General features: G+C 59.9%; 11 protein-coding genes, 2 tRNA genes and 1 rRNA gene. 8 read left to right on the top strand and 6 right to left on the bottom strand.

All coding sequences use genetic code 11. The features are described from left to right. Positions 1-3: 3 nt before the first annotated feature. The 4 genes from OEG79_RS02825 to hemJ form a co-directional block, all read right to left on the bottom strand. Positions 4-948 (bottom strand): DUF805 domain-containing protein, encoded by a 945-nt coding sequence (locus OEG79_RS02825; RefSeq protein WP_264147370.1) that lies wholly within the window; start codon positions 946-948, stop codon positions 4-6. A 126-nt stretch (positions 949-1,074) separates the two neighbouring features. Beyond that, the gene (locus OEG79_RS02830) at positions 1,075-2,340 is read right to left on the bottom strand and encodes an alanine racemase (RefSeq protein ID WP_264147371.1); all 1,266 of its coding nucleotides are present in this window, start codon (positions 2,338-2,340) and stop codon (positions 1,075-1,077) included. Beyond that, positions 2,337-3,299 (bottom strand): NAD(P)H-dependent flavin oxidoreductase, encoded by a 963-nt coding sequence (locus tag OEG79_RS02835; RefSeq protein ID WP_264147372.1) that lies wholly within the window; start codon positions 3,297-3,299, stop codon positions 2,337-2,339. Before OEG79_RS02835 ends, OEG79_RS02830 begins: the two co-directional genes overlap by 4 nt. A gap of 10 nt (positions 3,300-3,309) precedes the next feature. Next, positions 3,310-3,738, bottom strand: coding sequence for a protoporphyrinogen oxidase HemJ (gene hemJ, locus OEG79_RS02840; RefSeq protein ID WP_264147373.1), 429 nt, complete (start codon positions 3,736-3,738; stop codon positions 3,310-3,312). Positions 3,739-3,872: 134 nt separating this feature from the next. Here hemJ and argC point away from each other — a divergent pair, with 134 nt between their 5' ends. The 4 genes from argC to erpA all read left to right on the top strand — a co-directional run bounded on the left by argC (position 3,873) and on the right by erpA (position 6,525). After that, positions 3,873-4,907, top strand: coding sequence for an N-acetyl-gamma-glutamyl-phosphate reductase (gene argC / locus OEG79_RS02845; protein WP_264148664.1), 1,035 nt, complete (start codon positions 3,873-3,875; stop codon positions 4,905-4,907). Continuing rightward, complete coding sequence (locus OEG79_RS02850) at positions 4,904-5,647, top strand: DUF6776 family protein (RefSeq protein ID WP_264147374.1); 744 nt, start codon at positions 4,904-4,906, stop codon at positions 5,645-5,647. Before argC ends, OEG79_RS02850 begins: the two co-directional genes overlap by 4 nt. After that, positions 5,637-6,047: a bactofilin family protein gene (locus tag OEG79_RS02855; RefSeq protein WP_264147375.1), complete on the top strand. Its 411-nt coding sequence runs from the start codon at positions 5,637-5,639 to the stop codon at positions 6,045-6,047. The genes OEG79_RS02850 and OEG79_RS02855 overlap by 11 nt, the downstream gene beginning before the upstream one ends. Before the next feature lie 127 nt (positions 6,048-6,174). Next, positions 6,175-6,525, top strand: a complete 351-nt coding sequence (erpA, locus tag OEG79_RS02860; RefSeq protein WP_013717362.1) for an iron-sulfur cluster insertion protein ErpA — start codon at positions 6,175-6,177, stop codon at positions 6,523-6,525. Positions 6,526-6,573: 48 nt separating this feature from the next. On the opposite strand, the gene OEG79_RS02865 is transcribed toward erpA, so the two are convergent. Together OEG79_RS02865 and OEG79_RS02870 are read right to left on the bottom strand one after the other, a co-directional pair. Continuing rightward, a complete protein-coding gene (locus OEG79_RS02865) occupies positions 6,574-7,665 on the bottom strand; it encodes an anhydro-N-acetylmuramic acid kinase (RefSeq protein WP_264147376.1) in 1,092 nt (363 codons plus the stop codon). 3 nt (positions 7,666-7,668) lie between these two features. Further along, positions 7,669-9,093 carry a peptidoglycan DD-metalloendopeptidase family protein gene (locus OEG79_RS02870; RefSeq protein WP_264147377.1) on the bottom strand — a complete coding sequence of 475 codons (1,425 nt, stop codon included), beginning with the start codon at positions 9,091-9,093 and terminating at the stop codon, positions 7,669-7,671. A gap of 181 nt (positions 9,094-9,274) precedes the next feature. Here OEG79_RS02870 and tyrS point away from each other — a divergent pair, with 181 nt between their 5' ends. From tyrS to OEG79_RS02890, 4 genes are all read left to right on the top strand, one after another. Next, positions 9,275-10,474: a tyrosine--tRNA ligase gene (tyrS, locus tag OEG79_RS02875; RefSeq protein ID WP_264147378.1), complete on the top strand. Its 1,200-nt coding sequence runs from the start codon at positions 9,275-9,277 to the stop codon at positions 10,472-10,474. Between the two features lie 562 nt (positions 10,475-11,036). Beyond that, positions 11,037-12,572 (top strand): 16S ribosomal RNA (locus OEG79_RS02880). 88 nt (positions 12,573-12,660) lie between these two features. Further along, positions 12,661-12,737: transfer RNA gene (locus OEG79_RS02885), tRNA-Ile, on the top strand. A 20-nt stretch (positions 12,738-12,757) separates the two neighbouring features. After that, positions 12,758-12,833, top strand: a tRNA-Ala gene (locus OEG79_RS02890). Positions 12,834-13,005 lie beyond the last annotated feature (172 nt).

Raw genomic sequence — 13,005 nt, forward strand, 5'->3', positions numbered from 1 at the left:
GACTTAATAACCCACTGTCTGGGGAAGGACGATCGCGGCGACGATGCCGGTCACCGGTACCAGCAGGAACAGCCAGGCCAGGATGGTAACCCCGGTGCTGTTCGGCGGTGGCGGCGGGCCATAGCGATTGGCGCCCTGAGTGCCTGGAATGATCAGCATCAGCAGTGCGAATACGGTACCGACGACAGGGACGAAGTTGAGCAGCCACAGCCAGCCGGACCAGCCCATGTCGTGCAGGCGCTGGACGCCGATGAATACGCCCACCACGATCATGGCGATCACTGCGACACCCATGATCAGAGTGCCCAAGATGCTGGAGATGGCCGAGACCCCTGCGAACACCAGGAGCAACGGCAGCATGCACAGCAGCATGGCCATGGTCCAGCCCAGGTAACGCACCCGGCCGATGCGGCCGTTGACGCTGAAGACCTTGAGTTCCGAGTACTGCGGCAATTGCTCGGCGACATTCGCCTGTGGCGGCGCATAGGGTGATGCCGCAGCCGTCGCCGTAGCCGCAGCGGTTTCCAGCGCCGGCGCGGCTTCGGCCAGTTGCGCCTGACGCGCAAGATATTTTTCGATAATGATGCCGCAGGCCGAGCACTCGATGGACTTGGCCTGTTCATGGCCGCACTTGGGGCAGGTCATGTTTGTCGTGGCAACTCGTTCGGCCTGTGCCGTCTCCGCCTCGGTCGGCACCAGGCTGAGGCTGGCTGCCTGATCCAGTTCCCTGCGTACATTGGCTCCGGCCTTCTGCAGGGCGCTCAGGTATTGTTCGGCTTCGCTCTCGCCAAGGTCGCGCTTGAGCGCCACCGGCGCTCCGCTGAACAGGCTGTCGATGCGTGCCGGGTCGCTCTTGAACAGGCGGGCCAGGTTTTCCTTGACCGTTTCCAGTGACGCCTCGGGCATCAGTTGGCCATCGAACACTATCTTGTAGCGCGGTTGGTTCATGCGGGCTTCCTTGTCGGCGGGAAGTTGAGTTGAGCGAAGCGCCCCGTCCAGCGTCGGGCGAGGCATAAGCCTAGAGTGCCGTGAGGCCAATATACAAGCGGCTTGAAGCGCTGTAGCCGGGGAATTTCAGCCGTTGCCTATTGTGCTCCAGCGGCCGACCAGTTGGCCGCGGCGCAGTAGACGTATTTCGCTGAAATCACCCAGCAGGCCTTCGCTGATGGCCGGGCGCAGAAATACCCAGTCCTGATCCGTCAGTTGGGTGGTCGCGCTGCCGACCAGGCGGTCCTGATTGGCGCTGCGGCCGTACAACTCGTCGTAGGCGAGCCCGGCAGGCGAAACGGGCTGCGCCGGCCAACGGCCGCCGTACAGGTAGTAGGCGTGCTGGCGGTTGGGGTTCCAGGTTTCGATCAGCGGCTGCAATGGCTGCGCGTAGGGCAAGGTGCCGTCCAGCGCCTTAAGCACGGGGCTGGCGATCCACAGTGCCGGCTGATGATCCTCCAGCAGCGTCGTATCGAACTCTGCGGGCTTGAGCAGGGCTGACCCGACGGCAATCTCGTTGAGTGAACTCTGCTGCCGGCTGTGCAAGGGGTAGGTCAGGCTACCCCCGCCATTGAGCAGCGGCCCGGCTGGCCAGAGTTCGGAGAACGCCTGGGCGCTGGCGATGAACTGGCGATAGCGTGCATCGGCCTCGCTGAATGCCCCGATCTGAGCTTGCCAGGGAGGGTTGTGAGCGACATGCGCGTCGTAACCCATCAGTCCCTGCAGCTGCAGCACCGGCAGTTGGCGAAGCTGCTGCATGGCCTGGGCCAGAGCCTGCGGCGTAGCGAAGCCGCCGCGCTGGAGACCGATGTCGATCTCCAGCGCGATGCGCAGTGGCTGACCCAGCGCCTTGGCCAGCTCAGCGTACTGTCGCAGGCGTTGCTCGCTGTCGATCAGCCAGGTCACCTGGCGCTCGGGAGAGAAATCCAGATGGTGCGGCAACTGACGGTAGAAATTCAGTGCGGCCGGGACCGGCATGGGTTTGCCGAGCAGCAGGTCGGCCTGTGGAAAGCTTCTGGCCAGCCGGTTGAGCTGCGGTTGATGAAAGACCATGAAACGCCGGGTTTGCAGGCGTTTGGCCAGGTATTCAAGCAGGCCGGTGCTGGCCAGTGACTTGGCGACCAGGCGCAACTGGCAGCGACCGGCCAGACGCGCTGCCAGCAGATCGGCGTTGGCGTCGAGCCGGTCGAGATCGAGCAGCAGGGTGGGCACGCCGTCGCCGTCACGCTGCAACTGCCGGTTGAGTTCGGCGAAGTAGGCGTCGTGCTCGCGACCACGGTCGGCCGGGCGCAGTGCCCAGCCGCCGAACAGTCCGAGCGCGCCCAGTCCTCCCAGCAGGTGACGACGCTTCATCGCGGCCAGCGTTGCCCCAGCTGCTGGCCGCATGTCAGCGCCGCGCGGTATTCGTTATCGAGCCGCGCGACCAGCTCCTGTACCGAGGGCAGATCGTCGATGCCGCCGACGCCCTGGCCGGCCGACCATACGGTTTTCCAGGCCTTGGCTTCTTCGTCCATTGGCTTGAGTTTCTCGCCGTAGTTGATATCGGCCTTGTTCTGCAGCTGTTTCAGGTCATAGCCGGCCTGCTCCAGGCTCTGACGCATGAAACTGGCCGGCACGCCGGACACTGCGGGTGTGTGAATGATATCGGCGGCTCGCGCCTCGAGGATCATCTGCTTGTAGTCGGCCGAGGCGTTGTTCTCGGTGGTAGCGATGAAGCGCGTGCCCATATAGGCCAGATCGGCACCGAGCAGTTGCGCAGCGAGAATCTCGTGGCCGTGATTGAGGCAGCCGGACAGCAGTACGGTCTTGTCGAAAAACTGACGAATCTCGGCGAGCAGGGCGAAGGGGCTCCAGGTGCCGGCATGGCCGCCAGCGCCGGCGGCCACGGCGATCAGGCCATCCACGCCTGCTTCGGCGGCCTTTTCCGCATGGCGGCGGGTGGTTACGTCATGAAACACCAGGCCGCCGTAGCTATGCACGGCATCGACCACTTCCTTCACCGCACCGAGACTGGTGATGACGATGGGCACGCGGTGTTCGACGCAGATGGCCAGATCCGCCTGCAGCCGCGGGTTGCTGTTATGCACGATCAGGTTGACGGCGAAGGGCGCGGCGTCAGTCGAGAGGCTGGCTTCGATTTCATCGAGCCAGGCGGCGAACCCGGCGCTCTCGCGCTGGTTCAATGCCGGGAAGCTGCCAACGATGCCGCTGTTGCAGCAGGCGCTGACCAGTGCCGGGTTGGACACCAGAAACATCGGCGCGGCCACCAGGGGCAGGCGCAGACGTTGTTCGAGCAGGGCGGGCAGAGACATGGTGAACTCCTCAGAAGGGGCGGACGACAACCAGGATGACGATGCCCAGCAGTGCCAGCACCGGCGCTTCATTGAACCAACGATAGAACACGTGACTGCGGCTGTTCTCGCCGCGCGCGAAGCGCTTGAGTTGAGCTCCGCAGAGGTGGTGATAGATCACCAGCGCCACTACCAGGGTCAGCTTGGCGTGCATCCAGCCCTGGCTGAAGTAGTAAGCCGAATTGAGGCTGAGCAGCCAGATGCCCAGGGCCAGGGTGGCGATCATCGACGGCATCATGATGCCCCGATAGAGCTTGCGCTCCATGACGCAGAAACGGTCGTGACTGGCGGCATCGCTGCCCATGGCGTGGTAGACGAACAGACGCGGCAGATAGAACAGGCCGGCGAACCAGCAGACCATGGCGATGATGTGCAGAGCCTTGAGCCAGAGATAGAGCATTTTCGCCTCTCGCGATGAAAAATGGTCTCGATAGTAGAGGCAGGCCACGCTCTGCGTCACCTCCGGGTTTGGCGCTTGGCCGATGCGGCTTTATCATCGGCAGCTTTCCAATGGCTTTTGCAAAGGGGCATGTGATGATCAAGGTCGGTATCGTCGGCGGCACGGGCTACACCGGTGTCGAACTGCTGCGTCTGCTGGCGCAACACCCGCAGGCAGAAGTGACCGTGATCACTTCCCGCTCCGAGGCCGGCCTGCGCGTCGATGAAATGTACCCCAACCTGCGCGGCCACTATCCGGAGCTGGCCTTCAGCGTGCCGGATGTCGCCACCCTGGGTGCCTGCGATGTGGTGTTTTTCGCCACCCCGCACGGCGTGGCCCATGCACTGGCCGGCGAGTTGCTGGCCGTAGGCACGCGGGTGATCGACCTGTCCGCCGACTTCCGCCTGCAGGACGCCGAGGAGTGGGCCAAGTGGTACGGCCAGCCGCACGGCGCGCCCGAGCTGCTGAGCAAAGCGGTGTACGGCCTGCCTGAAGTCAATCGTGAGGCAATCAAGGCGGCGCGTCTGATCGCCGTTCCAGGCTGCTACCCGACCGCGACTCAGCTTGGTCTCATCCCTCTGCTGGAAGCCGGCCTGGCCGATGCGGGCAGCCTGATTGCCGACTGCAAGAGCGGTGTCAGCGGCGCAGGCCGCGGTGCCAGCGTCGGTTCGCTGTTCTGCGAGGCTGGCGAGAGCATGAAGGCCTACGCGGTCAAGGGCCACCGCCATCTGCCGGAAATTCGTCAGGGCTTGCGCCAGGCTGCGGGCAGTGACGTCGGCCTGACTTTCGTCCCGCATCTGACGCCGATGATTCGCGGTATCCATGCGACCCTGTATGCACGCGTGGCCGATACCTCGGTCGATCTTCAGGCGCTGTTCGAGAAGCGCTACGCCGGTGAGCCGTTCGTCGATGTGATGCCTGCCGGCAGCCATCCGGAAACCCGCAGCGTGCGTGGTGGCAACGTCTGTCGTATCGCCGTACACCGTCCTCAGGGTGGTGACCTGGTGGTGGTGCTGTCGGTGATCGACAACCTGGTCAAGGGTGCTTCCGGTCAGGCGGTGCAGAACATGAACATCCTATTCGGTCTCGACGAGCGTCTAGGCCTGTCGCACGCGGCCCTGTTGCCGTGACGCCGGGCTGGGAGGTCCGCCTCAGCGATCCACGTCGCGAGCGCCGGCGCCGCTGGCTGCTTTTGTTGCTGGTACTCGCCTTGCCGGCGGCCTTTGCCTTGGGATGGTACTGGCCGCAGGCGCATCCCCAGGCATCGCCCGAGGAAACGCACGCCCTGCTGACCCGCGTCGCTGAACAGGAGCAGGAGCTGGAGCTGTTGCGCCAGCGTCTGGCGGTGGTCGGCAGCAGTGACAAGGTCACACAGCAGGCCATGGAGCAGAACCGGCGGACCATCAAGTTGCTGGAGGAGCAGATCTTCAAGCAGCAACAGGACCTCGCCTTCTACAAGGGCGTGCTGGCACCAGCCAGTCGTCGTGAAGGTATGCGCATTCGCGCTTTCGAGTTGCAGGCCACGGAACAGCCGCAGCGATTTCGCTACAAGTTGCTGATGAGTCGGGTCGGGGCCAGCGACGAGGCATTGCAAGGGCGTCTGCGGGTCACGATCGAAGGGCGACAGGGCGGCAAGGCGGCCACCCTGGAGCTTGCGGCGCTGTCCGATGAGGTGAAGGAGAACGACATCCCGTTCTCCTTCAAGCACTTTCAGTCCTTTCCCGAGGCCGGCCGCTTTGGCGAGCTGCAACTACCTGAGGGCTTCAAGCCGCTTCAGGTCAAGGTTCATGCGGAGGTCGAGGGTGACAAACCGCTGAGCCGAACATTCGAATGGATAAAATCAGGAGCGACCATCCCCAATGTGGAGTAAAGACAAGACCAAACCCGACCTGCAGCGTTTCAGCGGCAAGACCAGCCTCATTGCTGCTGGTGCCGAGCTGGTAGGCGACATGCGCTTTCAGGGCGCTGTGCAGGTGGATGGTCGGGTCACCGGTAATCTGCTGGCCAGCGAAGGTCTGGTGCGAGTGAGTGTTGGTGGCGTAGTTGAAGGCGAGATACGTGCACCCCATATCGTGATCGACGGGGAGGTCAATGGCGATGTGTTCGCCAGTGGCCATCTCGAATTGGGGGCGCGTTCCCGGGTACGCGGCAACCTGCAATACGGCCTGATGGAAATGGCCATGGGTGCGCAGATCGAAGGGCGCCTGTGTCACCTCAAGGACGGCGAGCGTCCACTTGAGCTTCCGGCATCGCTGGAAGTCGAGCAATAGTTGACCAATTTTGTAGGGCAAGCGGATAATGCGTGCCCAGCAGGCTGCCGCTGACGATGGTCAAGGCAGCGCAGGTAGTTCAACAACCTGCTAACGCAGTGTGGCGCATGGCGCCGGGAGTTATAGCATGAGCGTCGAAACCTTCACCCCTGCCCCCTTGCACTTTACCCAGGGTGCGGCCAGCAAGGTGAAGAACCTGGTCGATGAAGAGGGCAATCCGCGCCTGAAGCTTCGCGTGTTCGTCACGGGAGGTGGCTGCTCGGGCTTTCAGTACGGCTTCACTTTCGATGAGGATGTGGCCGAGGACGACACCATCGTCGAGCGCGAGGGTGTGAGTCTGGTGGTCGATGCCATGAGCTTCCAGTATCTGGTGGGCTCCGAGGTCGACTATCAGGAAGGGCTGGAAGGCTCGCGTTTCGTGATCAAGAATCCCAACGCCACCACCACCTGTGGTTGCGGGTCTTCCTTCTCAATCTAAAGCCTGGCCGCATGGCAGACGCCGCGCTTGATGCGCGGCGTTTTCGTTTCAGGCGGGGTAGATGGCGCCGAGAACGCGCAAGCCTTTCGCTCCGGTGACGCTCGGGCGATTGCCTGGAATATATTCCAGTGCGCAATGGGCCAGCCAGGCAAAGGCCATGGCTTCAACCCAGTCCGGGTCTACCCCTTCCACTGCGGTGCTGCTCACTTCGGTTCCAGGCAGCATTTCGCTCAGGCGCCGCATCAGGCAGGCGTTGTGTGCGCCGCCGCCGCATACCAGCAGGGCATCGGTGTGCGGCTGGGCACTACGCAAGGCGCTGACGATGCTGCGTGCGGTGAGCTCCACGAGCGTTGCCTGAACGTCCTCGTCGGCCAGCGACGGCAAGGCTTGCAGATGGCCCAGCAGCCAGTCGAGGTTGAACAGTTCGCGACCAGTGCTCTTCGGGCCTTGTGTGGCGAAGAAAGGATCGCTCAGCAGTCGGGTCAGCAGTTCGGGGCTTATGGTGCCGCTGGCCCCCCAGGCGCCATCGCGGTCGTAGGTCAGGCCCCGGCAATGCTGAATCCAAGCGTCGAGCAAAACGTTACCGGGGCCGCTGTCGAATCCCAGAACCTCCTGGCCAGGCGATATCAGGCTGAGGTTGCTGAAACCGCCGACATTGAGTACGGCGATATGCCGCTGGCTGCTGCCGAACAGGTCATGATGGAAAGCAGGGACCAGCGGAGCGCCCTGGCCGCCGGCAGCCACATCGCGCCGACGAAAATCTCCGACCACGCAGATGCCGGTGAGCTCGGCCAGTAGCGCCGGGTTGCCGATCTGGATGGTGAAACCGCGCGCGGGTTCATGTCGCACCGTCTGGCCATGGCTGCCGATGGCGCGAATCTGCTGTGCGGTCAGCCCTTGTTGCTGGAGCAATTCATTGATGGCGCTGGCGGCCAGTTCGACCCAGTGCTGTTCGGCAATGGCTGCGCGCGCAAGTTCATCATCACCCGAAGTGCAGAGCGCCAGCAGATCGCGGCGCAGCTGTTCTGGCATCGGGCGATAGAGTGTGGCGAGGAGGCGGGGGCGCTGATCCTGATCGATCAGCGCGATGTCCAGTCCGTCCAGACTGGTACCGGACATCACGCCAATATAGAGGGGCACGGCTTACTGCTGGTTGGCGGCCAGCATGGTGGCCTTTTCCTGGTCCATGCGTGCCATCAGCGGTTTGCTCTGCTGCATGAAGCGTTGCTTCTCGCTGGCTGCAATCGGGTCGGCCATCGGCAGCTTCTGGCTGAGCGGATCTACGTGAACGCCGTTGACCTGGAACTCATAGTGCAGGTGCGGGCCAGTGGAAAGACCGGTGGTGCCGATGTAGCCAATGATCTGACCCTGCTTCACGTTCACGCCGTTGCGAATGCCCTTGGCGAAGCCCTGCATGTGCGCGTAGAGGGTGCGATAGCGCTGGCCGTGTTGAATGATCACGGTGTTGCCGTAACCGCCATTGCGACCCGCCAACGCCACCCGACCATCGCCGGCTGCCTTGATCGGCGTGCCGCGTGGGGCCGCATAGTCGACACCTTTGTGCGCACGAATCTTGTTCAGAATCGGATGCTTGCGGCCGTTGGAAAAGCGCGAGCTGATCCGTGCGAAGTCCACCGGCGTGCGGATGAAGGCCTTGCGCATGCTTTCGCCGTTGGCGTTGTAGTAGCTGGTGGTGCCTTGCTTGTTGGTGTAGCGCACGGCGGTATAGGTCTTGCCGCGGTTGGTGAAGCGCGCCGAGAGAATGTTGCCGGTGCCGACACGCTTGCCGTTCACCACCTTCTCTTCGTAGATCACTTCGAACTCGTCGCCTTCGCGAATATCCATGGCGAAATCGATGTCGTAGCCGAATACGTTGGCCAGATCCATGGTCAGGCTATGCGAAAGGCCTGCACGTTTGGCGGAGAGGAACAGCGAACTGTTGATCACGCCGCGGCTGTAGGCGGTCACGACTTCTGGCTTGACTTGCTCGCTCTGGAATTCGAAACCCTTGTCGGTGCGGCTGAGGCGGATGGTTTCCAGCTCGCTGAGCTTGCTCTGCAGGGTCTTCAGCTTGCCTTCTTCATTCAGTTCGAACTCCAGCACCTGGCCTACCTTGAGGCGGCTGAACTGCTTGGCATCCTTGCTGCTATTAAGGGCTTCATGCAGATCGTTGGCATTCAGACCGACCTTGGCGAACACGGTAGAAAGCGTATCGCCATTGCTGACCGTGATGTTGTGGTGGCTGGGATCGGAGGGGATGGTGTCGGCGGTTTCTAGGGAGGCTTTCTCAGCGTCTTCTGCGCTGTTATCGGCGGTGTTGGTGCCTTGCTCGATGTCGGCGAATGGCGAAGCGGCACCTGATACCGGCAGTCCCGCTCGGAGATCGTCTTTTTCCTGCAACACCATCTCGGCATCGTTGCCCAGATCCAGGTCGAGGAAGGTTTTCTGCGCTTCAACTTCACGCGAAGGAAACACCAGCAGAGCCAGGCTCAGCAGCGCAGCTACACCGCTAGCAGCCAGGATATGGCTCTTAGGGTAGGGCGGGGCTTTCGGGATATTTTGCGTCATGGCGTGAGGCGTTTTCTTGGAATGTGCATTAACTGTATAAAATATAACCAAAATCGGCTTGGGGCAACCCTTGACTTGCCGAGCGGACGCTCAGGGCGCTTTCCCTGGGCAAAACTTGTAATTAGTTCGCGATCTTGTATGGTTGGTTCCCTTTCAATTTCCAGTGGTTGCGGGTTTTGTCATGAAGTCGGTCGAAGAGCAGCTGGCGCTGATCAAGCGTGGTGCGGAAGAGGTTCTGGTTGAGGCTGAGCTGGTCGAAAAGCTCAAGCGTGGTCAGCCGCTGCGGATCAAGGCTGGTTTCGATCCTACGGCGCCAGATCTGCACCTCGGTCATACCGTCCTTATTAATAAGCTGCGTCAGTTCCAGGATCTGGGGCATCAGGTGATATTCCTGATCGGCGACTTCACCGGGATGATCGGCGACCCCAGCGGCAAGAGTGTCACTCGCCCGCCGCTGACTCGCGAGCAGGTGCTGGAGAATGCTGAGACCTACAAGCAGCAGGTCTTCAAGATTCTCGATCCGGCCAAGACCGAGGTCGCTTTCAACTCTACCTGGATGGATCAGCTCAAGCCTGCCGACTTCATTCGTCTGGCTTCGCAGTACACCGTGGCGCGCATGCTTGAGCGCGATGATTTCGACAAGCGCTACACCAGCAATCAGCCGATCGCCATTCATGAGTTCCTTTATCCGCTGGTGCAAGGGTACGACTCCGTGGCGCTCAAGGCGGACGTCGAGCTGGGTGGCACCGATCAGAAGTTCAACCTGCTGATGGGGCGCGAGTTGCAGCGCGCCTATGGTCAGGAGTCGCAGTGCATCGTCACCATGCCGTTGCTGGAAGGTCTCGACGGCGTGAAGAAGATGTCCAAGTCCTTGGGCAACTATGTAGGTATCCAGGAAGCGCCGGGCGTGATGTACAACAAGCTGGTATCCATGCCTGATGCGCTGATGTGGCGCTACTTCGAGCTGCTCAGCTTCCGCTCGATGGAAGAGATCGAGCAGTTCAGACGTGATGTCGCGCAGGGGGCGAACCCGCGTGACATCAAGATCAAGCTGGCTGAAGAGCTTGTCGCGCGTTTCCATGGCGAGGAGGCGGCCGCCAATGCGCACCGTTCCGCTGGTAACCGAATGAAAGATGGCGAGCTGCCGGAAGATCTGCCTGAGGTCGAACTGGTTGCGGCTGAAGATATGCCGATTTCATCCGTCCTTAATAAGGCAGGCCTGGTGAAGAATGCGGCAGGAGCGCGGGATCTGCTGGGCTCTGGGAGTGTGCGTGTCGACGGTGAAGTGGTCGATCGCGCTTTCCTGTTCAAGGTGGGGGCGACCCATGTCTGTCAGGCGGGCAAGAAGGCCTTTGCGCGCGTCACTCTCAAGGCTGAGTAAATAAACGCAATTAAAGCTTGACGCGCATTCTGCTGGATGTAGAATGCGCGCCACTTCAGCGGCGAAGCGCTTCAAAAACTTCTTGTTAATCAATAAGTTAAGTTAAATGAAGGGTTTGCAAGGCTGGGTCTGGCGTGTAGAGTGCGCGCCGGTCGACAGGGTGGCGGTTTGATCCTGTTGGTGGTTCGGTCGAATGGATCGAAAGCGGTTTGAAAGAGGTGGTTGACAGCGGTTTTGAACGCTGTAGAATGCGCATCCCGCTGGAGAGAAGAAGTTCTGATCGAAAGCGCAAGTGGTTGAGTAGAAAGAAGTTTCCTCGGAAACAAGATCGAAAAACAGCTTGACAGATTGAAAGGCTGCTGTAGAATGCGCGGCCTTGGTTGAGACGAAAGACTTGACCGACTGCTCTTTAACAACTGAATCAAGCAATTCGTGTGGGTGCTTGTGAGGTAAGACTGATAGTCGACTGATTATCAGCATCACAAGTAACACTCGTGAATTCGAGAGTTTATTTGCGATTGCTGAGCCAAGTTTAGGGTTTTCTCAAAACCCAAGCAGTATTGAACTGAAGAGTTTGATCATGGCTCAGATTGAACGCTGGCGGCAGGCCTAACACATGCAAGTCGAGCGGATGAAGGGAGCTTGCTCCTGGATTTAGCGGCGGACGGGTGAGTAATGCCTAGGAATCTGCCTGGTAGTGGGGGATAACGTTCCGAAAGGAACGCTAATACCGCGTACGTCCTACGGGAGAAAGCAGGGGACCTTCGGGCCTTGCGCTATCAGATGAGCCTAGGTCGGATTAGCTAGTTGGTGAGGTAATGGCTCACCAAGGCGACGATCCGTAACTGGTCTGAGAGGATGATCAGTCACACTGGAACTGAGACACGGTCCAGACTCCTACGGGAGGCAGCAGTGGGGAATATTGGACAATGGGCGAAAGCCTGATCCAGCCATGCCGCGTGTGTGAAGAAGGTCTTCGGATTGTAAAGCACTTTAAGTTGGGAGGAAGGGTTGTACGTTAATACCGTGCAATTTTGACGTTACCGACAGAATAAGCACCGGCTAACTTCGTGCCAGCAGCCGCGGTAATACGAAGGGTGCAAGCGTTAATCGGAATTACTGGGCGTAAAGCGCGCGTAGGTGGTTCAGTAAGTTGGAAGTGAAATCCCCGGGCTCAACCTGGGAACTGCTTTCAAAACTGCTGAGCTAGAGTACGGTAGAGGGTAGTGGAATTTCCTGTGTAGCGGTGAAATGCGTAGATATAGGAAGGAACACCAGTGGCGAAGGCGACTACCTGGACTGATACTGACACTGAGGTGCGAAAGCGTGGGGAGCAAACAGGATTAGATACCCTGGTAGTCCACGCCGTAAACGATGTCAACTAGCCGTTGGGATCCTTGAGATCTTAGTGGCGCAGCTAACGCATTAAGTTGACCGCCTGGGGAGTACGGCCGCAAGGTTAAAACTCAAATGAATTGACGGGGGCCCGCACAAGCGGTGGAGCATGTGGTTTAATTCGAAGCAACGCGAAGAACCTTACCTGGCCTTGACATGCTGAGAACTTTCCAGAGATGGATTGGTGCCTTCGGGAACTCAGACACAGGTGCTGCATGGCTGTCGTCAGCTCGTGTCGTGAGATGTTGGGTTAAGTCCCGTAACGAGCGCAACCCTTGTCCTTAGTTACCAGCACCTCGGGTGGGCACTCTAAGGAGACTGCCGGTGACAAACCGGAGGAAGGTGGGGATGACGTCAAGTCATCATGGCCCTTACGGCCAGGGCTACACACGTGCTACAATGGTCGGTACAAAGGGTTGCCAAGCCGCGAGGTGGAGCTAATCCCATAAAACCGATCGTAGTCCGGATCGCAGTCTGCAACTCGACTGCGTGAAGTCGGAATCGCTAGTAATCGTGAATCAGAATGTCACGGTGAATACGTTCCCGGGCCTTGTACACACCGCCCGTCACACCATGGGAGTGGGTTGCTCCAGAAGTAGCTAGTCTAACCTTCGGGGGGACGGTTACCACGGAGTGATTCATGACTGGGGTGAAGTCGTAACAAGGTAGCCGTAGGGGAACCTGCGGCTGGATCACCTCCTTAATCGAAGACATCAGCTTCTTCATAAGTTCCCACACGAATTGCTTGATTCACTGTAGAAGACGATGCTGTAACGCGGCGACCCTGTTATAGGTCTGTAGCTCAGTTGGTTAGAGCGCACCCCTGATAAGGGTGAGGTCGGCAGTTCAAATCTGCCCAGACCTACCAATTCAGGTGCAGATGCTTACGGGGCCATAGCTCAGCTGGGAGAGCGCCTGCTTTGCACGCAGGAGGTCAGCGGTTCGATCCCGCTTGGCTCCACCATTACAGCATGATCGTAGAGAGTTCAGAAATGAGCGCTTCAGGGTTGCCTGTTGAGTGCTGATTTCTGGTCTTTTGACCGGTACTCGTTCTTTAAAAATTTGGATATGTGATAGAAGTGACTAACGACGTGTTTCACTGCACGTTGTTAATCAAGGCAAAATTTGTAGTTCTC

The sequence above is a fragment of the Pseudomonas sp. Z8(2022) genome, from assembly GCF_025837155.1.
In the GTDB taxonomy this organism is placed as follows: domain Bacteria; phylum Pseudomonadota; class Gammaproteobacteria; order Pseudomonadales; family Pseudomonadaceae; genus Aquipseudomonas.